20 protein-coding genes are annotated in these 26528 nt (G+C 47.5%); 10 read left to right on the forward strand and 10 right to left on the reverse strand.

Annotation, left to right across the window (positions count from 1 at the left end; genetic code table 11):
• Positions 1–126: 126 nt before the first annotated feature.
• Positions 127–1416 carry a peptidoglycan DD-metalloendopeptidase family protein gene (locus tag AAA946_RS13390; RefSeq protein WP_338165292.1) on the forward strand — a complete coding sequence of 430 codons (1290 nt, stop codon included), beginning with the start codon at positions 127–129 and terminating at the stop codon, positions 1414–1416.
• 45 nt (positions 1417–1461) lie between these two features.
• Here AAA946_RS13390 and AAA946_RS13395 read toward each other — a convergent pair whose 3' ends face one another.
• The 8 genes from AAA946_RS13395 to AAA946_RS13430 all read right to left on the reverse strand — a co-directional run bounded on the left by AAA946_RS13395 (position 1462) and on the right by AAA946_RS13430 (position 13251).
• Positions 1462–2799, reverse strand: a complete 1338-nt coding sequence (locus AAA946_RS13395; protein WP_338163367.1) for an IS4 family transposase — start codon at positions 2797–2799, stop codon at positions 1462–1464.
• A 123-nt stretch (positions 2800–2922) separates the two neighbouring features.
• On the reverse strand, positions 2923–4728 hold the full coding sequence (locus tag AAA946_RS13400; RefSeq protein ID WP_338165293.1) for an AMP-dependent synthetase/ligase: 1806 nt from the start codon (positions 4726–4728) through the stop codon (positions 2923–2925).
• Between the two features lie 205 nt (positions 4729–4933).
• A complete protein-coding gene (leuO, locus tag AAA946_RS13405) occupies positions 4934–5893 on the reverse strand; it encodes a transcriptional regulator LeuO (RefSeq protein WP_042496454.1) in 960 nt (319 codons plus the stop codon).
• A gap of 527 nt (positions 5894–6420) precedes the next feature.
• Positions 6421–7464, reverse strand: coding sequence for an MJ1255/VC2487 family glycosyltransferase (locus AAA946_RS13410; RefSeq protein WP_338165294.1), 1044 nt, complete (start codon positions 7462–7464; stop codon positions 6421–6423).
• Positions 7465–8007, reverse strand: coding sequence for a phosphatase PAP2 family protein (locus tag AAA946_RS13415; RefSeq protein WP_338165295.1), 543 nt, complete (start codon positions 8005–8007; stop codon positions 7465–7467).
• 157 nt (positions 8008–8164) lie between these two features.
• Positions 8165–11266, reverse strand: a complete 3102-nt coding sequence (locus AAA946_RS13420) for an efflux RND transporter permease subunit (RefSeq protein ID WP_338165296.1) — start codon at positions 11264–11266, stop codon at positions 8165–8167.
• Complete coding sequence (locus AAA946_RS13425; protein ID WP_338165297.1) at positions 11263–12582, reverse strand: efflux RND transporter periplasmic adaptor subunit; 1320 nt, start codon at positions 12580–12582, stop codon at positions 11263–11265. The genes AAA946_RS13420 and AAA946_RS13425 overlap by 4 nt, the downstream gene beginning before the upstream one ends.
• 18 nt (positions 12583–12600) lie before the next feature.
• Positions 12601–13251, reverse strand: a complete 651-nt coding sequence (locus AAA946_RS13430; protein ID WP_338165298.1) for a TetR/AcrR family transcriptional regulator — start codon at positions 13249–13251, stop codon at positions 12601–12603.
• Positions 13252–13666: 415 nt separating this feature from the next.
• Here AAA946_RS13430 and leuA point away from each other — a divergent pair, with 415 nt between their 5' ends.
• From leuA to AAA946_RS13455, 5 genes are all read left to right on the forward strand, one after another.
• Positions 13667–15214 (forward strand): 2-isopropylmalate synthase, encoded by a 1548-nt coding sequence (leuA, locus tag AAA946_RS13435; protein WP_338165299.1) that lies wholly within the window; start codon positions 13667–13669, stop codon positions 15212–15214.
• A gap of 133 nt (positions 15215–15347) precedes the next feature.
• Positions 15348–16436: a 3-isopropylmalate dehydrogenase gene (leuB, locus tag AAA946_RS13440; protein WP_338165300.1), complete on the forward strand. Its 1089-nt coding sequence runs from the start codon at positions 15348–15350 to the stop codon at positions 16434–16436.
• Positions 16437–16497: 61 nt separating this feature from the next.
• Positions 16498–17898, forward strand: a complete 1401-nt coding sequence (gene leuC, locus AAA946_RS13445) for a 3-isopropylmalate dehydratase large subunit (protein ID WP_042496440.1) — start codon at positions 16498–16500, stop codon at positions 17896–17898.
• A 13-nt stretch (positions 17899–17911) separates the two neighbouring features.
• Positions 17912–18514, forward strand: a complete 603-nt coding sequence (leuD, locus tag AAA946_RS13450; protein WP_338165301.1) for a 3-isopropylmalate dehydratase small subunit — start codon at positions 17912–17914, stop codon at positions 18512–18514.
• Between the two features lie 150 nt (positions 18515–18664).
• A complete protein-coding gene (locus tag AAA946_RS13455; RefSeq protein WP_338165302.1) occupies positions 18665–19444 on the forward strand; it encodes a DUF547 domain-containing protein in 780 nt (259 codons plus the stop codon).
• Positions 19445–19447: 3 nt separating this feature from the next.
• Here the strand turns inward: AAA946_RS13455 and AAA946_RS13460 are convergent, their stop codons facing one another.
• Positions 19448–19990: a DUF924 family protein gene (locus AAA946_RS13460; RefSeq protein WP_445206081.1), complete on the reverse strand. Its 543-nt coding sequence runs from the start codon at positions 19988–19990 to the stop codon at positions 19448–19450.
• A complete protein-coding gene (djlA, locus tag AAA946_RS13465) occupies positions 19990–20853 on the reverse strand; it encodes a co-chaperone DjlA (RefSeq protein ID WP_338165303.1) in 864 nt (287 codons plus the stop codon). The genes AAA946_RS13460 and djlA overlap by 1 nt, the downstream gene beginning before the upstream one ends.
• Before the next feature lie 159 nt (positions 20854–21012).
• On the opposite strand from djlA, the gene lptD reads away from it, so the two are divergent.
• The 4 genes from lptD to rsmA all read left to right on the forward strand — a co-directional run bounded on the left by lptD (position 21013) and on the right by rsmA (position 26500).
• A complete protein-coding gene (gene lptD, locus AAA946_RS13470) occupies positions 21013–23334 on the forward strand; it encodes an LPS assembly protein LptD (protein ID WP_338165304.1) in 2322 nt (773 codons plus the stop codon).
• Between the two features lie 88 nt (positions 23335–23422).
• On the forward strand, positions 23423–24721 hold the full coding sequence (gene surA / locus AAA946_RS13475; protein ID WP_338165305.1) for a peptidylprolyl isomerase SurA: 1299 nt from the start codon (positions 23423–23425) through the stop codon (positions 24719–24721).
• Positions 24681–25697: a 4-hydroxythreonine-4-phosphate dehydrogenase PdxA gene (gene pdxA / locus AAA946_RS13480; RefSeq protein ID WP_338165842.1), complete on the forward strand. Its 1017-nt coding sequence runs from the start codon at positions 24681–24683 to the stop codon at positions 25695–25697. The genes surA and pdxA overlap by 41 nt, the downstream gene beginning before the upstream one ends.
• Positions 25694–26500, forward strand: a complete 807-nt coding sequence (gene rsmA / locus AAA946_RS13485) for a 16S rRNA (adenine(1518)-N(6)/adenine(1519)-N(6))-dimethyltransferase RsmA (RefSeq protein WP_338165306.1) — start codon at positions 25694–25696, stop codon at positions 26498–26500. The genes pdxA and rsmA overlap by 4 nt, the downstream gene beginning before the upstream one ends.
• Positions 26501–26528: the final 28 nt, after the last annotated feature.

Below are 26528 nucleotides of genomic sequence, written 5' to 3' on the forward strand. Positions count from 1 at the left end.
TGTTCACTCCCACAGATTTGGCAAAAATATAATAGTTGGACATCTTACTTGAATAGCGATGTTTTTTGAAACCAGTTAGACTATTTGGTTTAGGAAATTTCAAAAATAATGTTGAATTAAACGCTCATGGTCTCTGTTTTTAAGCGCTTGCCTTGGCTACATCGCGCGCTCATCGCCTTTTTTAGTGCCATTATCGTCGTTGCGCTGTTTCTGCCTGACATTTCAGAGCTTGATGATGGAAACGACCGACTAGAAATTGGCAAACACTACGCGCTCTCTATCGATAGCGATGCATTCCCAATAGGTAATGCGGCATCCCCGAGCGTGGTATTAAAATGGGAAGAGCATACGGTGCGCTCTGGAGAGAGTGCCGCTGTTCTGTTTCAGCGTCTTGGGCTCTCCCCTCGCCTGCTTCACGAGCTAATTTATACCAATGATGATATTAAGAAACAGCTATCGCGCCTACGTCCCGGTGACAAACTGACCTTTGGCTTCGACGAGAATAGTGACTTTGTCCAGGTCAAGCGCCGCATCAATGACTACGAAACGTTTAAGATCACTAAAACCGATAAAGGCTTTGCCTCTAGCTGGGACAAAAAACAGGTCGACTACCAATACAACTATGCGCAAGCCGAAATCAGCTCGAACTTTTGGAATGCCGGAATTGGCGCAGGGTTAACCGCGAACCAAATCATGGAGCTAGCCGGTATCTTTGGTTGGGATATCGACTTTGCATTAGATATCCGCTCTGGTGATTACTTTAAGCTGCTGTATCAAGAGAAGGTGGTCGAAGGCGAAGTGATTGGTCGCGGCAAGATCATCGCCGCTATCTTTAAAAACCAAAATGATACGTTTACCGCCATCTTTGATGATAAAACGGGCAACTATTACGATGAAAATGGTCGGGCAATGAAAAAGGCCTTTTTGCGTGCGCCTTTGGATTTTCGTCGCGTGACCTCCAACTTCAACCCGAACCGACGTCATCCAGTTACAGGTAAAGTACGTGCCCACCGCGGCACTGACTATGCCGCGCCAGTTGGTACGCCAATTTGGGCTGCCGGTGACGGTACGGTCATCAAATCCAGTTACAACCAGTTTAATGGTAACTACGTGTTTATTAAGCACAGTAATACCTTTATTACCAAGTACTTGCACCTACAAAAACGCAAGGTAAGAACTGGCCAGCGAGTGAAACAAGGTCAAACTGTCGGTACACTCGGCGGAACAGGCCGTGTCACCGGTCCTCACCTCCACTATGAATTCTTGGTCAACGGGGTTCACAAGAACCCAAGAACGGTCAAACTACCACAATCTAAATCGCTGACGGGTAAAGCGAAGCAGACCTTCTTAGCCAATGCGCAAATTCGTCTGGATACATTAGACAGATACAGTGAACTGCTTTACGCCAACAACTAGCGAACTAACAACAAAAAAGCCCCAAGCATTTGCTTGCAACGTAGTTCATTTAAGAGGAGCAGCGTTGCGATTAACAGGGTATCGGGTTTTTGATATTTTTACCGCCCTAGGCCGGTTTGGCTTAGGGCGTTTGTCTATAAAGAGGATGGATAGGTCGCCTCGAAGGCTCTTTAAGCGTTTCGGCGTGTTACCTAAGGATACCGCTTTACTCATCACTTTGAGCTGGCTGGCTATAAATTGGCAAGCATACTTAAAACTTATTTCATTAGGTAAGCGCCCGTGTTCAACTGCGGCTTGACTAGCTTCTCGTCTCACCAAGTTATAACCAAGTAGCAGTCCCCATAGCTCTTGATAGACGAGATCGACTGTTTTGCTTCTCAACACTAAAGCGTTATGTTGCATCGAACTCTTGATATCACGATAACCTAATTCTATCTCCCACCTTTCATGATAAAGCTCTGCCACGGATTGAGCGTCATACTTGTCTCTAGGAAGAGAGGTAAACACCGTCTTGGATTTACCTTGGACCTCGTAAGTGACCGCCCTGACTGTCCATTTCTCAGGAAGATTAGGGTTCTTCTTACGAGCCTGTGGAGAGGTCTTCATCTCTACTAGCATGTCACTGCTTTCTTTATCGTCCAGTAGGGTATATTTGACTCCTTTCTTTGCAGGGAGAAGCCAATGTCTATTTATTCCACTGTTGTGAAGAGAAAGTAGTAAATCTGCTCCATAAAACCCTTTATCCAGTAATGTCACAGAGTTGTCTGGTAAAGCGTTGATGAAGGGCATCGCTAGAGGGATTTCACCTCGGCGATACGGGCTTATCGCTGCATCAACGATGACATGAGAGCGAACATTCATCATTGTCACAACCCTCAATACTGGATGAGGTGTTTGCCTGTTGCTAGACGTATTACCAGAGCCAAAATGTTCTCTTAATTCGGGTGTGTCAGCTGTTCTAAAAAGAGCACCATCTACAGCAAAAACCTGTAGGCCTTGCCAAGTATCATCAGGGTATCGCTCAAGCCCCCATGTTTTTCCGCATTGCTTAAACAGCCATTCTGGTGCTGCTTTACCTAAGCGCTGTCTTGCTTGGGTTAAAGCGCTCTTTGCCAACAGTTCTTCATCAGCAAGGCCATCAGCACAGACGTTCATTCTCCGTGCGACTTCGGCAATGGGTTCATTACGGAAAAAAGCCATACCAACAATTAACCACAAAACCATATCACTCGGTAGTCGGCGTCGACGGATTGTCGCTTTATCAGACAGAGAGGCTGCTTTAGCGACCCACTCATCAGGAATATGTTCAGAGAATGTGGTGAGCTGAGCTACATCGACAGGGTTTTCTTCGAGGAAGTCGGCAAAGAAGTTTTGAATAGACATAAAAAAATCGGAAACCTATAAACAGGTTTCCGATTGTCTCTCATCAGAAGGATCGGTCAACCGATCCTTATCTGATCTACATTGCAAGCATTTGCTTGGGGCTTTTCGTTCAATCAAAGCAGATTACTTGTTCGGCGTATCGCGATACATCTCTTCGATTTCATCTTGATAGCGGTCATTAATCACCTTGCGACGCAGTTTCTGTGTAGGTGTTAACTCCCCTTTGTCCATAGAGAAGCCAGTCGGAAGCAGTTTAAACTTTTTCACCTGCTCAAACTTAGCCAGCTCTTTTTGTAGATCAGTGATGCGCTTTTCGAACATCTCTACCACTTGGTGGTGCTTGATAAGCTCCAAGCGATCCTGGTAAGCAATATTCAGTTCTTTCGCATACTCTTCAAGCGTATCAAAGCATGGCACAATCAGTGCCGATACAAACTTACGCGTATCCGCAATCACCGCGATCTGCTCGATATAATGATCCTTGCCAATCGCACCTTCAATCGCTTGCGGTGCAATGTACTTACCATTCGAGGTTTTCATCAGCTCTTTAATGCGGTCAGTAATAAATAAATTACCTGCTGCATCAAACTCGCCGGCATCGCCCGTCTTCAAGAAGCCATCCGCATCAAAGGTCTTCGCGGTTTCTTCTGGCAGTTTATAGTAGCCACGCATCACCATGGGGCCGCGTACTAGGATCTCATTGTTGTCGCCAATCTTCACTTCCGCGCCAGGCATCGGCATGCCAATGGAGCCAGGGTTATAACAGGTATCATCCCAACACGATACGGTCGCGGTGGTTTCTGTCATACCGTAGCCAAGTTTGACATTAATCCCAATCGCTTGGAAGAAACGACCTATGGTTTCATCCAGCTTGGCACCGCCACATGGCATAAAGTTAATGCGACCGCCTAGTAGCTCACGCAGTTTGCCAAGCACGATCTTATCTGCAAGTGCGTAACTCTTCTTAAGTAAGAACGATGGCTCCACATTGTCTTGGCGACACTGAGCCATTTTCGCTCCCATGTTCACCGCCCATGTAAATAGGATCTTACGATGAACTGGGGCTTTGGATACGCGCTCATGGATAGCCGAGAAAATCTTCTCATAGAAGCGCGGTACCGCACTCATCACGGTAGGACGAATTTCGCTCAAGGCATCACGCACTTGCATCGTATCTTGCAAGTAGCAGTTAGTGCCACCTCGATACAATACATAGAAAGTCCATGCACGTTCAAAGACATGAGAAAGTGGCAAGAAGCACAAAGAGACGTCGCTTTCGCTAAGACTCAACCTTTCATCGTGCCCTTGCAACTGCGCCGCGATATTGGCGTAGTCGAGCATCACCCCTTTCGGCTGACCTGTGGTACCGGAGGTGTAGATAAGCGTCAGCAGATCGTCGTAGTTGGCTTGCTCAATTCGCGCATCCAACTCTGACTGGTTATCGTTGCTGACATCGGCAGTAAACTGCTGCCAAGTCATAGAAAATTCATTGTCGGCTAGAACAATGTCTTCGCTCATCGCGACGATCAGCTCAAGCTGCTCACATTCTTCATAGATGGAAAGTGCCGCGTCATATTGGTCTTGCTCGCCAACAAAGAGAATGCGGACGTCGGCGTTTTGTACGATATAGCTGGTTTGGGCTGGAGTATTAGTAGGGTAAATTGGCACAGTCACTGCGCGCACTTGAAGCGCAGCTAAATCAGCAATGGTCCATTTCGGCATGTTGTTGGAAATGATACCGATTTTGTCTTGCGGTTGGATGCCTTTTCCGAGTAGGGCTAAGGATAACGTATCCACGCTGATGCCAAACTCTTTCCAGCTAATCCCTTGCCACACATTGTTGATTTTATGTCGTAAGGCGATCTTGTCGCCACCTTGTGCGATTCGTTCACGAATCTTAGTTACGATATGGAAATCTAAATTAGCCATGTTCTATCTTACCTTTTAGCTTACACATGTAAGCTTTTTTGAGCGCACAAGTGTACCTTTGCCGCCGAAAAAGGCAACAGACCGACATCAAAGTTATCAATAATTCCTACCAGCTTTGCCGCCCAGTGATAATAAGATTATGAACAATATGAAAAAAGCCCTGAGCACATAGTACTCAGGGCTTTTCTACTTAAGTTGTAATGGATTATGACAAAGCAACCACTTCGCCACAGATAACCATTAGTTGATCACGCAACCAGATGTGACCTTTGTCTTTTTCACTAGACTCGTGCCAGCTTAGGAAGCCGCTGATCTTGTTGTTTTCTGTTGGTAGCGTCAGAACTTGAAGCTGATCTTTGTTTACTGCGTTTTCAACCAACCAACGTGGCGCAATCGTCACAAGCTCAGATTGACCAACAACGTACAGTACGTTGCTTAGGCTAGTACCTTCGTAAGACGCTTGGCACTCTAGATCGCGGTAAGCTTGCTCTGAGAAGCTACGAACGCCGTGTACTTTTGATAGTTTGGCGTGCTTTTCGTTCGCGAGTTGTGCTGTGCTTACTGCACCATGAATGCGTGGGTGGTTTTTCGCTGCTACGACAACCAATTCGTCTTGGAAGATCTCAGTGCTTGAGAAGCCTTGAGCGTCGTAACGAGCGTAATCGATAACAAAGTCGATTTCTTGGAAACGCATGCGATCTGCTAGCTGACGGTCTGCTTCTGCATCTAGGTGAAGCTGAACGTGCGGTGCTTGCTCAGAGATAGTTTGCATGATGCGCGGTGCAAAACGCATATCACAAGGAGAACAGATCGCCATCTTAAATAGACGCGTTGAAGTCTCTGGTGTGAAGATTGAGCTTGGTAGCTCGTTGCGGATCAACTGAAGTGCTTGACGTACAGGGCCAAATAGCTGACGAGCACGCTGAGTTGGCTGAATACCACGACCTTGACGCATGAACAGCTCATCGTTGAACATCACTTTAAGACGCGCTACTGCGTTACTTACTGCCGGTTGCGACATACCTAAATTGTGTGCCGCGCGAGTGATATTCTGCTCTTGCATCACTGCGTCGAATACAGTCAATAGGTTTAGATCTACGCCGCGTAATGTGCTTTCCATGCGGTAACTAGCGATTGCGCTCATAGCATCTTTTTTGTCTAACATTTAGTAAGCCTCGTGTAATTTCAATCTCGACTATTGGGAGGTAGGTAACCAATAAGACAGAACAATGAGAACAGCTTCATCGTCTGTGGGGTACCTTACGTCATTCTATTAATCCTCTGCATACTTCGAGGACGAAACGAACTATCCACCAATAATTAACTCAACACCAAGTAGATTTATAAAGAATCATCAAATTTTATTGGAAAAAATACAATAACCTTAAACAACAATAGGTTATCCCACATCTAAAAAAAGATAAATTATATCTTTAATAACTTTTGTTGAGCAAAGTGAGCACATACATAACCAAGCACTATGACAGATCGCCAGAGCAAAGAATACAGCCTATTGAATCTGTGCACAAAAGACAACTACAACTATTCGCATGGCGTATAGTTAATATCAATCAATGTCGGAAAATATCGAACAAGAAAAGTGGTGTAAACCATTGCATATCGCGAGCAACAATAACATTAAAGCCCGAATCAAGGTGCGATTCGGGCTTTATAATGGATACAGAGGTAGGGTCAAACAGAGGCATAGCTCGGAAAGTCAACTTTCTCCCAAAGACGCTGACGTAGATTAGCACTGCAAGACCAATCCCCTTTTACCAACCAATCAGAAATTCCCTCTGCCACATTTGGATAGAACACACGCTCAGCTTGTTTCTCATCCAGCCAATCGCGTATGACGCCAGCATCAAGAAAGTCCATGGATTGTGCCAAACCTAAACTGTCCAGCGTCGCGGCATTACTTTGCTGCTCAAACTGACCATCAAGCGGTTTGACCAACAATTTCTTACCAAGGCTCAGTGCCTCTGATGGCAACTCAAAGCCACCGTTGGCTATCACTCCCGCACAACAGTGTAAGTCGCACTGAAAGCTCTCATGTCCAAGCGGTTTGAGTAAAATGTTTTCAATCTGGGTCTGTTCATTGTTTTCAGGGTGATAGCAAATGAAGTTGTTTTTGCCAAACCTCAACAATACATCGATGATGGCATCGGTGTTCTCAAACGGTAGGTAAACCAAGATAAAGTCTTCCGACGTTACATCTTGCCCTGAGGTGTGCACGATAGGCGGCAGTATTGGCTGACCAAAGTGATACCAATGCAAACCAAGCTGATATTGAGATGGAGCAAAATGCTGTATCACAGAGTCATCGATCCAATTAGCCCCCTTCTGCGGGACATCAAACAAAAACGCATTCTGATGGCTAATGCTCACGGTCGGAATGTTTTGCTTTTTGGCCGCCCATGCTGAAACGGGCTCAAAATCATTGACGACAACATCATAACCGGTGAGATCAAGTTGTCTGACTTCGCTAATAAAGTTAGGCAGGCTATTTTCAAGCGCCGTTTTCAGGTAATTAACACGGCCATTTTCAGTAAAAAAGCTTAACCCTCGTCGGGTTTGATAATCGCCAAATTGCTGCATCGAGAAGTATTTGTTTTTCTCTCGCCCCGAGAATAAGAAGTCGACGTGCACATCGTGACGGTTAAGGGCCTGACTCATCGCTCTGGCTCGCGCGATATGGCCATTGCCGGTCCCTTGAACTCCGTAAAGTATCTTCATTTAATAGCCTCCTAGCCAGCGCTGCACGTAGTCGAGCGCCAGATATGCCGACGACATACCGAGTACCGCACCTATCACCACATCGGTAAGAAAATGCACACCAAGTAGAATGCGTGAAGTGCCAATTAATATCGCCCACAACAAAGCCACCTCGTGCCACTGGGGGTAAAACTGACTGATGATCGTCGCCATTAAAAATGCTGCGGCGGTATGGCCCGATGGTAGGCTGTAGCGATCTGAAGGCGTAATAAACGCTTGCAATTGATGTGAGAACTCTTCTGGTCTGCGCCGCTTGAAACTATTTTTCGCCAACCAATAAATGGGGAGCTCAATGGCAAACGCCAACAGAGCCGCAGCAAAAAACAGCTTGCCCACCGGCTCATCCAGCCACCAAACCGCTAAGCCGAGCAAAAGATACAAGTGACCATCACCAGTGCGTGACACCCAGCGACTCACCAACGCAACTTGGGCGTTAAATCGGTGCCCTAAACAAAATAATGAAAATGCCAAATCCATTCTTGCAATGGGTTCAATCGTTCGCACAACCTACTCCTTGTTAGACGCGCAATGCATGATCAAAAAGTAGTCAGCAACAATGACATTTCGGTGACGGTTTATTGGAGAAATGATGAAAGTTAGCGCCAGAGGAACCCTGGTCACTAACTTTCATAAAAGGAGAGGCGCTTGAATGCGCTATAGGCTAGAGCTCCTGGTGTTTATGTACTAAGCCCCAATCCGCAAGGATGGCGTACGCAGATGGGATCATAAACAGTACTAATGCGGTGGAGGCAAAAATACCAAACACGATAGAGATCACCAATGGCTGAATAACTTGTGCCTGGAGGCTGGTCTCGGTCAGCAGAGGTAATAACCCCGCAGCCGTGGTCATGGAGGTCAAAAATACGGCTCTGAAACGCTCGCGACTCGCTTTCACCACAGAATCATGGACTGAATCGCCTTCATCAACGTGGTGGCGTATGTACTGCACCAACAAGATAGAGTCGTTAACGACAATACCCGCTAATGACACAAAGCCCATGATACTTGGCATACTCATCGCGTGGCCTAACAGTAAATGCCCCCAAACCACACCAATAAATGCCAGTGGTATCGCCAACATGACCACAAATGGCTCTAGGTAACTTCTGAACTGGTAACTCAAAATGGTAAACACACCAAACAGTCCTAAAAGAAAACCTTTCGCCATGGACGCGCCAGTCTCTGCGCTGTCTTTGGTTTCCCCTTCAAAGTCAAAGCGCAGCCCTGGATACTCCTGTTGAAGCTTAGCGACTTCTTCGGCTTGGAACTGCCCAATGATATCGGTTGAATTCGCCTTACTAGTATCGACATCACCAAACACACTGACCGTTCTTAGGCCGTTGACGCGCTGGATACGAACGTAGTTACGCTGAAAATCTAACGTTGCGACCGATGCCAGCGGCACTTGCGAGCCGTCCGCTAAGAAAATCGGGAAGTTCGATAACTGCTGAATGTCGCCGATATCTTGCTTGTCGAGTTTTACTTCAATCTTAATGTTCTCGACACCGACTTGGATCTCATCGGCTGTTTGACCAAAGAAGGCCGCACGCAGCTGACTCGCGATCATTTGACCGTTAACGCCAAAGCTCTCTGCACCGGGACGCAGTTTGACTAAGATCTCTTCTTTACCGAGGCGCATGTCATCAAGTACGCCGCTCACACCATCAAATTCATTCATGTATTGTTGGATCTCCACCGAAGCAGCTTTCAGCATGTCCAGATCGTCGTGTGCAATACGCACTTCAATGGCACGACCGCCCGGCCCCATCGTAGGCTGCTTGAATACCATAGAGATTGGGTCGGCAAGTTCTCCTACATCCTCACGCCAAGCATCGATAAACTCATCGATGAGCGTATTGCGGATCTCTGCACTGAGCAGATCCAGTCTGACCGTCGCAATATGAGGACCTGACTCGTTAGCATCTCGGTTAGTGTTGAACTGACTGGTGATCTGCTTCACCAAGGTTTCACCACCTTCCACCTCTTCACTCCACTGCTTATTGAGCTTTTCAGCGGACTGAACGATTTTATCGACCACTCGCTCCGTCTGTGACAAAGATGCCCCCGGCGGCAGAATAATCCGTGCTTCCGCGATATCTCCATCCAATGCAGGGAACGGATTGAATTTCACCACGCCTCCAGCCAATAAACTCACGGAGATAAGCAACGTGGCAAACACACAGCCCATAAAGGCATAACGATAAGAAACGACTTTATCTACCGCATTCACTAATGTGGTGTTTCTAAAGTGTTCAAAGCGCTCCAGAAGCACACGTTTGAACTTCACAGGCTGCTTGTCACGGTTGTGCTTGTGCAACGAGTGAGACAAGTGATTTGGCAGAATCAAGAAGGCTTCAACTAGACTCAGCGACAAGACAAGTATCAGCACCTGAGGTACTGCTCTAAGTACCGCGCCCATCTCCCCTTGCAAGAACAGCAAACTACCAAAGATACACACTGTAGTTAAGAAAGATGAAATAACACCAGGAAGCACCTTCTTAACGCCGTTTATCACCGCATCATCAATTTTCTGCCCACGGTCTAGGTGCGCCTGTATCGACTCTGCGATCACGATGGCATCATCCATCATGATACCAATCGCCATTAGCAGCCCCACCAGAGACATGATGTTGATAGAGAGCCCGAGGTTCGCCATCAAGAACAAACCACCAAGAAACGCCACCGGCAAGCCCGCGGCTACCCAGAATGAATAACGGAAACTGAAAAACAGCCACATGGTCGCGAACACCAGCAAGATACCTTGCCAGCCGTTTTTCACCATCATGGTCAGACGATCCCACAATATGGACGACATATCATTGGTCATCTCAAGCGTGACACCCTCTGGAGCAATTAGGCGCTGCGCTTCCACAAACTCAGTCACCTTCTCTTTCACACGTAGCGCATCGTCTTCTTTGTTCTTACTGATTTTAAGCACAGCAGAAGGCTTGCCATTAAACAGCACTTTTTGCTCATCCAATTCGAATCGGTCGGTAATGGTTGCGACATCTTTAAGACGAATTAACGCACCACTTGAGCTAGAACCCACCACGATCGACTCTAACTCTTGAGGGGTAATACGTCTCTCATCAAAGCGAATCAGAAAGTTCTTATCTTCCGTTTCGACATTACCGCTTGGCAGCTTAATGTTTTGATTACCGATCTGGGTGGCAATATCACCGATACTTAACCCAAGCTGACGCATGATTTGAGTATTGAGCTCTACGCGGTATTGGTGATCGGAAAAGCCACTGACATCAACGAGCGAGACCCCGTAGTCGAGCTTAAGTGTGCGCTTTAATTGTTCCGCATAGGCTTTTAGCTCTGGCCAACTGGTCTCGGCGGTAATTGCTACATCGACAACAGGTTCGTTCCAATCCAGCTCTTGTACGACGGGTGATTCAATCTCATCAGGAAAATCGTTAATCGCGTTGATCTGAGTTTGAACATCCACCAGCATTCGGCCAATGTCCGCTTTCTCATCGAGCTTGAGGGTCAGTCTTGCGGAACCTTCAATTGCTTCACATTTGGTCTCTACGATGTTTGAAAGACCGTCAACGGCATCTTCCATACGTACACACAAGCTCTCTTCCACTTCTTGTGGAGAGGCGCCAGGGTAAGTGATCGCAGCCATGATGTAGGGCGGATCGAACTCAGGAAAGGTCTCACGCTTAATGGTGGATAGTGAGCTGATACCCAGTATCAGCAGCGCGAGCATCAATAGGTTCGCCGCCGTTGGGTGTTTGGAGAAAAATCGAATCATTGGGTGACCTCTCCAGCGCTGTGATCATCACTTTGACTATCGCGCAGTAGCATCCCCTCAATAGCAGGCAAGATATCGTTGAGGATCACTTTCTCACCCGCTTCGAGATCACCCGAAATGATCACCTGGTTATCGCGGCGATATTCGACATTCACATCACGCATTTCCAATCGATTTTCGGCGTTCATCAAGTAGATCTTGTCACCATGCAAAGCACGCTCTGGAACAGACCAAGATTGCTGCTTTTGCCCTTCAATTGTCGCCTTCACAAACATGCCATTAACCAGCACAGGTGTGCCCGCCAAACCATTGCTACTTGGTAATTGAGAGACCTCAAGGATCACCCCTGCGGTTGCTTGGTTGGCATCCACGGTTTCACTGACACGCGCAACTTTGGCTGGCCAAGTTGCGGTTAGATTGCCACTGCTGAGTTCCACTGTCGCGTGCAGTTTATTGAGCTCGCCGCGCTCCGCTTGGTTCTCATCCCATGAGAGCGTGTTCGAGAGCAGTTGCAGATCATGGATCGACAACTGTGCTTCCACTTCCATGACGTCGTTCAGGTGAGCGGTGACCATGGTTTGCTGCAAGTTGACCACCTGATTGATCTCAGCATCGACCTCTGAGATACGCATCGTCATCGGCAGCACAATAAGGGTTTTCTCTAGCGAGCGCTGCGCTTCATCGGCTTTAGCTTGATTGACCTTCACCAGCGCTTCAGAGACACCACGTTCGTCTGGCATTAACGCCAACTGGTTTTCAATCTCCTGCACCAACTTTTTTTGCGACAACATGTTTTGTTGCTGGGTATCGACGTCTGATTGTGAAGTTAACCCGCGCTTATTCAGATCCACACGGCGCTGGTATTCATTTTCCGCCAACTTTAAGCGATTCATCTCAATCGATAAGGTCTGCTTTAAGTTCGTCTCTTCTTGATCAAGGCGCGCCAGTTGAGTTTGGCTCGATTTTAAATCGGCAATGGCTTGAGATAGCTTGAGCTCATAATCTAAAGGGTCAATACGAAGAATTTCTGTGCCCGCCGCTAGCACTGTGCCCTTCTCAAGGTTGGGGTGTTTGTAAATCACCGCCCCCGCCACCTCTGCAATGGCTTGCCACTGCACTTTCGGTTCAGCGCGACCAAAACCAATCGCCACTGGCGCTGACATCTGAGGCTGTAGTGGCATGATATCCACCACACGTGAACGATCGCCTGCCGGTTTGGTTGGTGCATCTGGACGCAAGTTAACAGCGGCGATTAAAGCCACGACACCTACTGCAAAAGCAGGAAAGAAAAGGAGTTTTTTATTCATAGACTTCATATAAATACATTCTTTTAATTAGGATGGGGCACGCAACAACCCGCGCTTCAGCAAGGCGATATTATGTTCGAGGAGTTCGTTTAGAAATTCTTCATTGACTTCAATGCCATGCAAACTCAAAAGAGCAGGCGGTGCGACAAATGGAAACACCATTAGGCTAATGAGTGAAATTTTGCACATACGCGGGCTCAGCCCTTCACGTAACAATCCGAGCTCAGACATTTTGTTGAACATGAAATCTTGGTCTGGACGACCAATGTCGGCAAACACCTTTTCAAACAAGCGACGCTGCGTAGCTGACGGCGGCATATGCATGACTTGGGAGATCAAGCGGGGAAACTGCGGTACTTTATTCATTTCAAAATAATAAGTACGCATAAAATCAGTGAGGTTGCCGTAATCGCCATTTTTCATCAGCGATTCCATTTTGTTCTTCATTGGCTGCAAGGTTTCGCGCACCATGGTCTCGAATAGACCTTCTTTGTTGCCAAAGTAGTAGCGAATCATGGCGATATTAACGCCCGCCTTTTGCGCAATAAGACGTGTTGAGACTTTGTCATAGGGCATCACAACAAACAGATCGCGAGCGTAAGTAAGCAGCTTATGCCTAGCATCCGTGCGCTCTTTGGGGCGACCAACTTTACGAGTGGTCTCAGCCGCGTTCGTCATACCAATCCTTGCTTTTATTAATCATTGATTAATTGTAGAGTAAAGCTTGTTCAATCCGCGAACAGTTAAATTCATCAAATATTAATCAGATGATTAATTATGAGTTAGCGACTCCCTCCCCCTCTTAGAATAAAGAGCGAACTGCTCCGATATCAATAAAAATTCAGATTAACCCTTGACGCATCGAGCTGAGTGCGGTACTAATCTTGTAACTTATTTTTGTGGAACGCATAACAGTGTCATTACGTTTTTCTCTACTCCTGAACCTCCTCCTTATCGTGAAAAAATCGCGCGGGTAGGTTGTGGACGAAAAACACCACATAAAGAATTCCAAAAAACCCGCTTACACAAGCGGGTTTTTTTATATCGATTGAACTGGACGTAAACGATTAACCTGTACAAAGAGGAAGCAAATATGAACGATCAGGTGATTATATTCGACACCACATTACGTGACGGCGAACAAGCACTTTCAGCAAGTCTAACAGTGAAAGAGAAGCTGCAAATTGCTTACGCGCTCGAGCGTCTGGGTGTGGATGTTATCGAAGCTGGCTTCCCTATCTCCTCTCCAGGTGATTTTGAATCGGTACAGACCATCGCAAAACACATCAAAAACAGCCGTGTGTGTGCTCTATCTCGAGCGGTAACGAAAGACATTGATGCTGCAGCTGAAGCGTTGAAAGTAGCGGATGCGTTCCGTATCCACACCTTCATTTCAACATCAACGGTACACGTTCAAGATAAGTTACGCCGCAGTTACGACGACGTAGTTGAGATGGGCGTAAAAGCAGTTAAGCACGCTCGAAACTATACCGATGACGTCGAGTTCTCATGTGAAGATGCGGGTCGTACCCCTATCGACAACCTATGTCGTATGGTAGAAGCCGCGATTGATGCTGGCGCTCGTACCATCAACATCCCAGATACAGTAGGCTACACCGTGCCGAACGAGTTCGGTGGCATCATCCAGACTCTTTTCAATCGCGTTCCAAACATCGACAAAGCCATCATCTCTGTGCACTGTCACGATGACTTAGGTATGTCAGTGGCAAACTCCATCGCAGCTGTACAAGCTGGTGCTCGTCAGATCGAAGGGACCATCAATGGTATCGGTGAGCGAGCGGGTAACTGCTCACTAGAAGAAATCGCGATGATCATCAAGACGCGTCAAGAGTTCTTAGGCGTTCACACTGGTCTTCAGCACCAAGAAATCCACCGCACCAGCAAGCTAGTGTCTCAGCTATGTAATATGCCGATTCAGGATAACAAAGCGATTGTTGGCGCGAACGCGTTCAGTCACTCTTCAGGCATCCACCAAGATGGCATGCTAAAGAATAAAAATACTTACGAGATCATGACTCCTGAGTCTATTGGTCTGAAAAACAAAGCGTTGAACCTCACTAGCCGCTCTGGTCGCGCTGCCGTTAAGAGCCACATGGATTCAATGGGTTACAGCGAGCATGAGTACAACCTAGATACCTTGTATCAAGATTTCTTGAAGCTTGCGGATCGCAAAGGTCAGGTATTCGACTACGACCTAGAAGCATTAATGCACTTTGCTAACTTGCGCGAAGAAGACGACTTCTTTAAGTTGAACTACTTGAGCGTTCAATCAGGCAGCATCATGGCGACCACCAGCATTAAGATCCAATGCGGTGACGAAGAGAAATGCGAAGCCGCGGTGGGCAATGGTCCAGTTGATGCACTTTACCAATGTATCTATCGCGTAACGGGCTACGACATTGTGCTAGACAAGTTTGATTTGACGGCGAAAGGCGAAGGTGAAGACGGCCTGGGTCAAGCGGATATCATTGCTAACTATAAAGGTCGCAAATATCACGGTACGGGTGTCTCAACCGACATCGTTGAGGCTTCAGGTCAGGCACTACTTCATGTTATCAATAGTATCCATCGCGCCGATCAAATCGAAGCGATGAAGCAGAGCAAGGCTGAAGCGGTATAAAAGATGGTCCTTGGTCCTTGGTCCTTGGTCCTTGGTCCTTGGTCCTTGGTCCTAGAAAGAAAATTCGTTGGCTCGTGAAAAACGAGTCAACATAAAAATATAAGCAAATACAACATTTAAGGAAATTAGCCCCATGGCAGGTTCTTACAAGATTGCGGTTCTACCAGGTGACGGTATTGGTCCAGAAGTAATGGCTCAGGCTCATAAAGTGCTTGATGCAATTTCAGAGAAACACAACATTACCCTAGAACGTGAAGAGTTCGATGTAGGTGGCATTGCTATTGATAACCACGGCTGCCCGCTTCCAGAAAGCACAGTAAAAGGCTGTGAAGAGTCTAATGCGATTCTATTTGGTTCGGTTGGCGGCCCTAAGTGGGAACACCTTCCGCCAAACGATCAACCTGAACGTGGTGCGCTACTTCCACTTCGTAAACACTTCCAGCTGTTCTGTAACCTACGCCCTGCACAGATTCACGCAGGTCTAGAGGACTTCTCTCCGCTGCGTGCTGATATCTCTGCAAAAGGCTTCGATATCGTCGTTGTTCGTGAGCTAACGGGTGGCATCTACTTCGGTCAACCAAAAGGTCGTGAAGGCGAAGGTCCAACAGAGAAAGCGTTTGATACTGAGGTTTACCACCGCTACGAAATCGAGCGTATCGCTAAGATCGCGTTTGAATCTGCACGCCTTCGTAACAAGAACGTTTACTCAATCGACAAAGCGAACGTTCTACAGAGCTCTATCCTATGGCGTGAAGTGGTTGAAGAAGTTGCGAAGGACTACCCAGATGTGACGCTTAACCACATGTACATCGATAACGCGACGATGCAGCTGATTAAAGATCCTGCGCAGTTCGACATCATGCTTTGCTCAAACATCTTCGGCGATATCATCTCTGATGAATGTGCGATGATCACAGGCTCTATGGGCATGCTACCATCAGCAAGCCTTAACGAAAGTCAGTTTGGTCTTTACGAGCCAGCAGGCGGCAGTGCACCAGACATCGCAGGTAAGAACATCGCAAACCCTGTTGCTCAAATCCTTTCGGCTGCACTGATGCTACGTTACAGCCTAGGTGAAGAAGCAGCGGCGCAAGATATTGAGGCAGCCGTGAGTAAAGCACTGGCAGCGGGCGAGCTTACCGCAGACCTAGCGGGTGACAAGCCAGCACTGAGCACCTCTGAGATGGGTGACAAAATCGCAGCATACGTACTGAATTCATAATTAAAACACTGCCCTAGCCGATGGCCGTTCAATTCGGCTAGGGGAAGCAAGGAATTAAGCAATGTCTAAAACTCTATACGAAAAAGTCTACGACGCTCATATCGCCGTCGAAGCCGAGGGTGAAAACCCAATCCTTTATATCGACCGTCACTTGGTTCACGAAGTAACTTCACCACAGGCTTTCGATGGCCTGCGTGAGAAAGGTCGTAAAGTGCGCCAAGTAGGCAAAACATTTGCCACTATGGACCACAACGTGTCAACCACAACCAAAGACATCAACGCCTCTGGTGAGATGGCGCGTATCCAAATGGAAACGCTATCGAAAAACTGTGAAGAGTTTGGTGTGACGCTTTACGACATCAACCACAAATACCAAGGTATCGTCCACGTTATGGGACCAGAGCTAGGTATTACCTTGCCAGCGATGACTATCGTTTGTGGTGACTCTCATACCGCAACTCACGGTGCATTTGGCTCACTAGCCTTCGGTATCGGTACGTCAGAGGTTGAACACGTTCTAGCGACGCAAACTCTTAAGCAGTCGCGCGCTAAGACTATGAAAATCGAAGTTCAGGGTAAAGTCGCTCCGGGTGTGACGGCAAAAGACATTGTTCTCGCGATCATCGGCGAAACAACCGCAGCCGGCGGCACTGGTTACGTAGTGGAATTCTGTGGTGAAGCCATCACTGACCTTTCTATGGAAGGTCGTATGACAGTATGTAACATGGCTATCGAGCTAGGCGCCAAAGCAGGCCTTATCGCACCCGATGAGACCACTTTTGAGTACCTAAAAGGCCGTAAATTCGCACCTCAAGGTGCTGAGTGGGATGCGGCGGTTGAATACTGGAAAACGTTCAAAACCGATGCTGACGCAACCTTCGATGCGGTTGTTACACTAAACGGTGCTGACATCAAACCTCAAGTCACTTGGGGTACTAACCCTGGTCAAGTGATTGCGGTTGATCAGCCAATTCCAGCACCAGAAAGCTTCGCCGATCCCGTTGAGAAAGCATCCGCAGAAAAAGCGCTGGCTTACATGGGGTTAGAAGCGGGTAAATCGCTAAAAGATTACAAAGTCGACAAGGTATTTGTTGGCTCTTGTACTAACTCTCGTATCGAAGACATGCGTGCTGCAGCAGAGATTGCTAAAGGTCGTCAGGTCGCTTCTCACGTTCAAGCACTGATCGTTCCGGGTTCTGAGCAAGTTAAAGCTCAGGCAGAAGCGGAAGGTTTGGACGCTATCTTCAAGGATGCAGGCTTTGAATGGCGCCTACCGGGCTGCTCGATGTGTCTTGCCATGAACAATGACCGTTTAGGTCCACAAGAGCGCTGTGCATCGACCAGTAACCGTAACTTCGAAGGTCGCCAAGGCCGTGATGGTCGTACGCACCTAGTAAGCCCTGCGATGGCCGCTGCAGCAGCCATTGCTGGACATTTCGTTGATATCAGAGAGCTAGACTAAGAAGGAACATACCATGTCAGGATTTAAACAACACACCGGCTTAGTCGTCCCTCTTGATGCAGCCAACGTCGATACCGATGCGATTATCCCTAAGCAGTTTCTGCAAAAGGTTACCCGTACAGGTTTTGGTCAGCACCTATTTCACGACTGGCGCTTCCTAGACGATGCGGGCAAACAAGATAACCCAGAATTTGTTATGAACGCCCCTCGTTACCAAGGTGCCAGCATTCTGCTTGCTCGCGAAAACTTCGGTTGTGGTTCATCTCGTGAGCACGCCCCTTGGGCACTGGCAGACTACGGCATCCAAGTGATGATTGCTCCGAGTTTCGCGGACATCTTCTACGGCAACTCTATAAATAACCAGATGGTGCCAGTTCGTCTGACAGAACAAGAAGTGGATGAGCTATTTGGCTATGTTGAAGCCAATGAAGGTGCAGAGATCACCGTTGATCTAGAAGCAATGAAAGTGACGGCCAATGGTCAATCTTATAGCTTTGAAATCGATGAGTTCCGTCGTCATTGCCTATTAAATGGCCTAGACAACATCGGCCTAACACTTCAACATGAAGAGAAGATCGCGGCTTACGAAGCGAAGATCCCAAGCTTCTTAAAATAGTCCGTTAACGATTTGGTTGAACAATCTAATCCCAGCCCTACTTTCTTAAGTCAGGCTGGGATTTTTTTATATCGTTTATCACTGCACTGAAAGAACTCGGCCATGAGTCGGGTCTGTTGGACTAATCACTTAACGGAATGGATATTTGCTATGCTACGTGTTCTCTCTTTGGTTTTTCTCATGTTTACCACCAGTGCTTTCGCCGCACCAAAATCAGAGCTTTGGTCGTATTGGGATAAAAGTAATGACAGCAACACGCAAAGTGTGTCCCATCAAGCCTGGCAGAGCTTTCTCGACCGCTACTTGGTCACTGAGGACGAGAATACCTTAGTACGCTACGTCCGCGTCTCTCCCAACGATAAGCAAGCGCTTAAAACCTACATTAATGAATTAGCTCGAGTAGACCCAAGACAGCTTAGCCGCGCTGAGCAGTACGCTTACTGGGTGAACCTCTATAACGCCATCACAGTCGATTTGATCCTTGAAGCGTACCCAGTGAAATCCATCACTAAGCTTGGAGGCTTATTTAGCTTTGGCCCATGGGGCGATGAGGTGATTACTATTACAGGGCAAACTCTCACCTTGAACGATATTGAGCACCGCATACTGCGTCCAATTTGGAACGATCCAAGAACACATTACGCAGTTAATTGCGCCAGTCTTGGCTGCCCAAACCTTCAGACACAGGCATTCACAGCCGATAACACCGAAGCACTGCTAGAAAGTGCTGCCAATGCATTTGTGAACTCATCGAAAGGCGCGAGCATTTCAAGAAATACCATCACTTTGTCGTCGATTTATGAGTGGTTTGAAGCAGATTTTGTGCAAGATGGTGGTGCATTGAAGCATATGGCGAAGTATCGCCCTGATCTTGCCAATTTCGACGGCAAGATCAAATACGATTACGATTGGGACTTGAACAAGAAGTAAGGGTTAAAAGCTTGAGCCGGGCTGCTTTAAGAACTCAATCTCTTCTACGGTAGACTCCCTACCTAAAATCTCATTTCGGTGAGGGTATCGCCCGAAGCGCTCAATAATCGCTTTGTGGCGATACTCAAAGTCTAGGTTATTTTCGATTCCATTGCTTTTAAACAGTTGTACCGCTTCTTCATGTATTTTCAACGATTCGCTGTGCATGTAGGGCATGTAAAGAAAGGTACGCTGCTCCGGCGTTAGCCTCTCATCAGCGCCGCTCGCGACTGCTTCTTGCGCCAATGCCAAAGCCATAGGATCCGAGGCAAAAGACTCGGGGCTTCCCCTGAACAGGTTTCGGGAAAACTGATCGAGCACGATGACTTCTGCAAGTCTGCCTTCAGGTGTTAAGCGCCAATGATAAAGCTCCCCTTGGTGAGCTTGTTTATGAAGCGCTGCAAACCTATGTTCAATAAGATCATCGAGCGATTTATCTCCGCCAAACCAATCCTTTGGTGATAACTCTTGAAACCAAAACTCGAGTACATCCTTGTCCGTCAGCATTATTTGAATCCTTTCACTTTTTTGATGAGGTCATACGCGTTTTGGATCTCTTGCGATTTCTCTTTCGCCACATTCATCATCTCTGGTGGCAGGCCTTTCGCCATCAACTTATCTGGGTGATGTTCATTCATGAGCTTTCTGTAAGCACGTTTAACGGCTTTTGAGTCCGCATCCTCAGAGATACCCAACACATCGTAGGCATCGGACAGTTGTGACGCACTGCTGGCTTGCTGCCAATTGCCCTGCTGACCGCCTTGGTAGTGACCACCACCAAAGTTGCCACCGCCTTGCTGGAAGCGGAACGCCGCTTCTTGCATGCGCAGGCGCTGCTCAAGCTGCTGAGCAGAAAAGCCCAAACCTTGCGCGATACGATGCAAGACCTCACGCTCTGTTGGGTGAATGCTGCCATCTGCGAACGCAGCTGAGATTTGAAGCTCTAGGAAGAACTGCAATAAGTCATGACGACCGCCAGAGGAAATTCGCACTTTATCGAGTACACGTTCAAGCGGAAAATCAGCGGATTTACCGTCACGAAACGCTTCTTGTGCCGCGCGTTTTTGCTCATTATTGAGGTTCATGCGATCCATCATGATGGTCGCAAGCTGTATCTCTTCTGGTGTCACCTGCCCTTTGGCTTTGGCAACGTGCCCCATCACCGCATAAGCGGCATTTAAAAACTCTTCTTGGCGCTGCGCTTGGTCTGCTCCACCAAACCCACCGCGATTGAATCCGCCGCGAGCAAAGCCGGACTGATTCAGTCGGCGTGCTTTGTCAAACTGGTGCCCCAAAAACAAGCCAAACAGCGCCCCTAACGGTCCGCCAAACAACATGCCGAAAAATACGCCTAAAATTTTACCTATCATGTGATGTATGTGCTCTTTATTTATGAATTTTTGCGCTGATTCGCAGTCTACTAGTGTCGTTGTGGTCAATTTCCTTTATGATAGAGGCCGTCTTATAAACGATTCAATATCAATCGAATTCAACTGAATGAATCAAGTTAAACAGGATAGTACAACTCGATGTCACGTTTTTCCCGCACCTATCTAGCGGCCTCTATTGGTGCTGCGCTGCTAGCGTCTTACGCACATGCTGAAGAAACATCGAAAAACAGTGGACAGCCTATGCCACCAGCAGAGCAATGCTCTGTTGATACTGCACAAAGTTCAGACTCCAATCAAGAGCCAATCAATATCGAGGCCGATACTCTGGAGGCGATTAATGGCGAACGTGCGACGTATAAGGGCGATGTGGTGGTGGTTCAAGGTAACAAGACCATTACCGCCGATAGCGTAACCCTTCACCAAGACGATAATGTCGTGGTCGCCGAAGGCAACGTCACTATTGACGATGGTCAGTTTAATGCCGTATCCGACAAAATCACTAACGATTTAAACAAAGACGTGATCACTGCAGAAAATACCCAATACAAAATGTTGTGTGGCGGTGGGCGTGGTGACGCTGTTTATATCTCAAAAACCGGTAAGTCACTGTATCAAATCAATGACGGCTCAATCACAACTTGTCCAGAAGACGACAACTCTTGGCGCTTTTTAGCTGACGACATTCGCGTCGACCAAGACAATGAGGTAGCGACCCTATACGGAAGCCGTGTCGAAGTAAAAGATGTGCCTATCTTTTACATGCCGTACATGACCATGCCAACCAGCAATAAACGTAAAACGGGCGTGCTGTTTCCGTCACTATCACTTGGTTCTAAAAATGGCCTAGAGCTGCAAATCCCCGTTTACTGGAACCTAGCGCCTAACTACGACTTACTCACCACGTTCCACTATATGCAAACACGTGGCTTACAGCTCAAAGGCGACTTTCGCTATTTGACTTCAACCAGCCGTGGCGAGCTTAAAGGTGAGTTCCTCGGAGACGACCAAAAATACCCAGAAAAAGATCAGCGCTGGGCATTTCAATACAAAAACAGTAGCGCTTTTAACCAGCACTGGAAACTGGATGTCGATTACTCTCAGGTAAGCGATAACGACTACTTCCAAGATCTCGATTCCAGTATCGGTAGCCGCTCAGAAGGTCAACTGTCGCAAAAAGGGACTGTTGCCTATCGCGAGCAGTTCTGGGATGCAGCAATTACAGTTCAAGATTTCCAAATTCTAGTTGATGACACTAAGCCTTACCGCTTAATGCCGCAATTTGAGTTTAACTACTACCGCCCTGAAATTTATCAAAACCTGAATTTTGATTTAGTCAGCAGTATCTCGCGCTTTGAAACCGACGACGAAAAGAAACCGTCGGCAACTCGTGTTCACATCGAGCCCGGTGTCACACTGCCCCTTTCAAATACTTGGGGGACATGGACGACAGAAGCGCGTTACTTGTTAACTCAATACAACCAAGAGATCGACAACCTAAACGCGGCCGATGTGGGACCGCTCGACGAAAAGGTCACCCGTGCACTGCCTGAGTTCCGGACGCATGCTGGCATGGTGTTTGAGCGTGACACTGCCTTTATCGATGGCTACACCCAAACACTAGAGCCACAGGTTCAGTACTTATATGTCCCTGAGGTCGACCAAAGCAACATTTATAACTATGACACCACCCTGCTGCAAACCGATTACTACGGCCTGTTCCGCAGCCGCCGCTTCAGTGGCGTAGATAAAATCGCGGCTGCGAACCAAATCAGTTATGGTGCAACATCGCGCTTTTATGATGGTGGACAAAAAGAGCGTTTGGCGATCTCTTTTGGTCAAATCTACTATCTCGATCCAGCGAGTAAAAATCCGAGCAACGTAGCAGATGCTGGGTCATCCAATTACTCATCATGGGCGATCGAGACGGACTTTAACTACAACGATCGCGTGTTCTACCACGGTGGAATTCAATACGACATTGATTCCTCTTCAGTATCGCTGGCCAACAGTGCGCTAGAGTATCGAGTCAATGATGACTTCATTCAAGCCAACTATCGTTATGTTACCAAGGAATACATCGAGAGTATCAACAGCTATAGCAACGATGAGCTGTCTAAGCTCACCCGCGACGGCATCAATCAAGTAGGTTTACTTGGTGGCTATCAAATTAACCGCAACTGGATTGCCACAGGTCAGTACTACTATGACATGACTGAGCGTGTCTCCATTGAGTGGCTCGCGAAATTGGAGTATCAATCGGATTGTTGGTATTTTGGTGTCGACTACAGCCGCCAACTGCGTAGCTGGGAGTCTGGCATCGTCGGTATTGGTGGCGCCAACTTCGAAGACAACATTCGCTTTAGCTTTGGTATCACAGGCCTTGGCGGCAGCTCACGCGCACCTGAACCACCAAATGGCAATGCGCTGAAATACGGCAGACCGTTTATACTTAACCAATAGTCGCCAAGCCGTCACAAGATGACATCACGTAAGGAACTTAATTTACTTCGCAGACTCTTAGTCTGTGAAGTTTTTACTGGGAATATCGATGAAATTTATTAGTACACTCTTTTCAACTTGTCTATTGGCGGCCGTGTCGTTTCAAGCAGCCGCCGAGCCTGTAGAACTCGATCGCGTTCGCGTTATTGTCAACGATGGCGTGATTTTGCAAAGTGATATCGACTCAGCAACGAAAACTCTGACCGCTAACGCGCGTAAGAACAACCAAGAGCTGCCAGCCGAAGATATTCTACTCGAACAGATCTTAGATAAACTGATCTTAGAAAAACTTCAGCTTCAGGAAGCAGAGCGTATTGGTGTACGTATTGATGATAACCGCCTGTCACAAGCGCTAGGTGATATCGCTGCCAATAACAACCAGACTCAAGAGCAACTACGTCAAACCGTTGCGGAAGAAGGGCTGACATGGGAAGCATTCCGCGAACAAATCCGTGACGAAATTGCCGCCAGCGAAGCACGTAATGCGATGGTAAGACAGCGTATTAATATCCTTCCGGCAGAAGTCGACAACCTCTCTGAGCTCCTAGCCCAAGAGAGCGATGCGACCGTGACTTACAAGATCCGTCACATTCAACTTCGTTTTAATGACGGTGAAGATAAGAGCGTACAAGAGAAACAAGCGAAAACGATTATCGAACGCCTAAATAGTGGTGAAGATTTCGCGACCATGGCATATACCTTCTCGAAAGGCCCAAAAGCGCTGGAAGGTGGTGACTGGGGTTGGATGCGCAAAGAGGAAATGCCGACCATTTTTGCAGACCAAATTAGTATGCAGACTAAAGGTACCATCATTGGACCATTCCGCAGTGGTGTTGGCTTTCACATCCTAAAGATAGAAGATGTGAAAGGGCTGGAAACCGTGTCTGTGACCGAAGTGAATGCGCGTCATATTCTAATCAAGCCGACCGTTATTCTAAGTGATGAAGGAGTAAAACGTCAGCTCAACGAAATCATTCAGAAAGTGCAATCCGGTGAAATGAGCTTTGCTGAATTGGCCGAGCAATACAGCCAAGATCCAGGCTCTGCGGTCCAAGGTGGTGAGCTAGGCTATCAGACGCCCGAACTTTACGTGCCCGAATTTAAGCACCAGGTCGAAACCCTGCCCGTAAACCAAATCAGTGAACCGTTTAAAACCGTTCACGGCTGGCACATTGTTGAAGTTTTGGATCGTCGTGACGTCGACAAAACCGGCTCTGCGATGCAAAACCGCGCTTACCGAATCCTATTTAATCGTAAGTTCAACGAAGAAGCGTCTGCGTGGATCCAAGAACTGCGCGCCAGTGCCTTTGTCGAAATGGTTGAGGACGAAGAAAGTGAAATCAATTAAACGCATCATCGTCACAGCCGGCGAGCCAGCAGGTATCGGACCAGACTTAGCGGTGGCCCTTTCGCAAAAATCATGGCCACATCAGGTGGTCATTTGCGCTGATAAATCATTGATTGCAGAGCGCGCAGAGCTACTTGGCATCGATGTCGAGTTGGTCGACTTCGACGCACAAAACTTCGAATCTCATCGACAAGGACGCTTAGTGATTCTGCATGAACCACTGACTGTTCCAGCCAAAGCTGGCGTTCTCGATGAGAGAAACGGTCAATACGTACTAAATACCCTCGAAAAAGCCGCAAAAGGCTGTATGAATGGTCAATTTGATGCTATTGTCACCGGCCCTGTGCACAAAGGGGTGATCAATCGCGCTGGCGTTAGCTTTAGTGGCCATACAGAGTTCTTTGCAGAGGTATCCAATACACCACTTGTGGTGATGATGCTGGCAACGGAAGGGCTAAGAACAGCACTGGTTACGACACACCTTCCCTTATCGGAAGTGCCTAATGCCATCACCGAGGATCGCGTCACGCGAATCGTTGATATATTGCACCACGATTTGGTCACCAAGTTTGGGATCACAACACCAAACATCTATGTCTGCGGCCTGAACCCTCATGCGGGTGAAGATGGCTGCCTAGGTATGGAAGAGATTGAAACCATCACTCCTACCCTAGAAAAACTTCGCACAGAGAAAAATTATCAGCTTGTTGGCCCATTACCCGCCGACACGATATTTAATGACAAATACTTACGCGAAGCGGATGCTGTCTTAGGCATGTATCACGATCAAGTACTCCCTGTATTAAAATACAAAGGCTTTGGTCGTTCAGTAAACATCACTCTTGGTCTACCTTTTATAAGGACATCGGTTGATCATGGCACCGCGATTGATCTTGCTGGCACCGGCCAAGCAGACTTTGGCAGCTTTGAGACAGCGCTGGCGTACGCAATAGACTTAGTAGAGAGCAGACAATGAGAAATGATGTCCACTTAGGGCACAAGGCCAGAAAACGATTTGGCCAGAACTTCCTGAACGATCCGTACATCATCGATGGTATCGTATCTTCAATTAACCCAAAGCCGGGCCAAAACCTGGTTGAGATCGGCCCTGGTCTTGGCGCGATTACTGAGCCAGTGGGTAAAGAAGTCGACAAGTTTACGGTTATCGAACTTGACCGTGACTTGGCACAGCGTCTGCGTACTCACCCAGATCTTGCTGACAAGTTGACCATTCACGAAGGCGACGCAATGCGTTTTGACTTCACCCAACTGGTGAAGCCTAACAACAAACTGCGCATCTTTGGTAACTTGCCATATAACATCTCTACGCCTTTGATGTTCCACTTGTTTGAATTCCATAAAGACATCCAAGACATGCACTTTATGCTTCAAAAAGAAGTGGTTAACCGTCTAGCCGCTGGCCCTGGTAGCAAAGCTTATGGCCGTCTGACGGTCATGGCACAGTACTACTGTAAAGTGGTACCCGTACTTGAAGTACCACCAACAGCATTCGTGCCGCCGCCGAAAGTCGACTCAGCGGTTGTGCGTCTTGTGCCTTACGAAGAACTGCCATACCCTGCAACTAGCCTTAAGTGGCTTGATCGCGTATGTCGTGAAGGCTTTAACCAGCGTCGTAAAACTGTACGTAACTGCTATAAAGCACTCATGTCCGCGGAAACCTTGGAAGAGCTTGGGGTGAACCCATCTATGCGCCCAGAGAACCTGACGCTGCAACAGTTTGTTGACATGGCAAACTGGCTCGACGCCAACCATGGTTAATACAAATCAATAACAGAAAAAACGCTCA

It is taken from the genome of Vibrio sp. 10N (genome assembly GCF_036245475.1).
Classification (GTDB): domain Bacteria; phylum Pseudomonadota; class Gammaproteobacteria; order Enterobacterales; family Vibrionaceae; genus Vibrio.

What these genes read in the sequence shown, in the direction of transcription:
- AAA946_RS13430 (WP_338165298.1), bottom strand. Translation starts at nt 13,251, where the DNA reads ATGACGAACGCGGCTGAGACCACTCGTAAAGTTGGTCGCCCCAAAGAG.
- surA (WP_338165305.1), top strand. Translation starts at nt 23,423, where the DNA reads ATGAAATTTATTAGTACACTCTTTTCAACTTGTCTATTGGCGGCCGTG.
- leuD (WP_338165301.1), top strand. Translation starts at nt 17,912, where the DNA reads ATGTCAGGATTTAAACAACACACCGGCTTAGTCGTCCCTCTTGATGCA.
- AAA946_RS13410 (WP_338165294.1), bottom strand. Translation starts at nt 7,464, where the DNA reads ATGAAGATACTTTACGGAGTTCAAGGGACCGGCAATGGCCATATCGCG.
- leuB (WP_338165300.1), top strand. Translation starts at nt 15,348, where the DNA reads ATGGCAGGTTCTTACAAGATTGCGGTTCTACCAGGTGACGGTATTGGT.
- AAA946_RS13400 (WP_338165293.1), bottom strand. Translation starts at nt 4,728, where the DNA reads ATGGCTAATTTAGATTTCCATATCGTAACTAAGATTCGTGAACGAATC.
- djlA (WP_338165303.1), bottom strand. Translation starts at nt 20,853, where the DNA reads ATGATAGGTAAAATTTTAGGCGTATTTTTCGGCATGTTGTTTGGCGGA.
- leuO (WP_042496454.1), bottom strand. Translation starts at nt 5,893, where the DNA reads ATGTTAGACAAAAAAGATGCTATGAGCGCAATCGCTAGTTACCGCATG.
- AAA946_RS13395 (WP_338163367.1), bottom strand. Translation starts at nt 2,799, where the DNA reads ATGTCTATTCAAAACTTCTTTGCCGACTTCCTCGAAGAAAACCCTGTC.
- leuA (WP_338165299.1), top strand. Translation starts at nt 13,667, where the DNA reads ATGAACGATCAGGTGATTATATTCGACACCACATTACGTGACGGCGAA.
- AAA946_RS13420 (WP_338165296.1), bottom strand. Translation starts at nt 11,266, where the DNA reads ATGATTCGATTTTTCTCCAAACACCCAACGGCGGCGAACCTATTGATG.
- AAA946_RS13460 (WP_445206081.1), bottom strand. Translation starts at nt 19,990, where the DNA reads ATGCTGACGGACAAGGATGTACTCGAGTTTTGGTTTCAAGAGTTATCA.
- AAA946_RS13455 (WP_338165302.1), top strand. Translation starts at nt 18,665, where the DNA reads ATGCTACGTGTTCTCTCTTTGGTTTTTCTCATGTTTACCACCAGTGCT.
- lptD (WP_338165304.1), top strand. Translation starts at nt 21,013, where the DNA reads ATGTCACGTTTTTCCCGCACCTATCTAGCGGCCTCTATTGGTGCTGCG.
- AAA946_RS13425 (WP_338165297.1), bottom strand. Translation starts at nt 12,582, where the DNA reads ATGAAGTCTATGAATAAAAAACTCCTTTTCTTTCCTGCTTTTGCAGTA.
- rsmA (WP_338165306.1), top strand. Translation starts at nt 25,694, where the DNA reads ATGAGAAATGATGTCCACTTAGGGCACAAGGCCAGAAAACGATTTGGC.
- AAA946_RS13390 (WP_338165292.1), top strand. Translation starts at nt 127, where the DNA reads ATGGTCTCTGTTTTTAAGCGCTTGCCTTGGCTACATCGCGCGCTCATC.
- leuC (WP_042496440.1), top strand. Translation starts at nt 16,498, where the DNA reads ATGTCTAAAACTCTATACGAAAAAGTCTACGACGCTCATATCGCCGTC.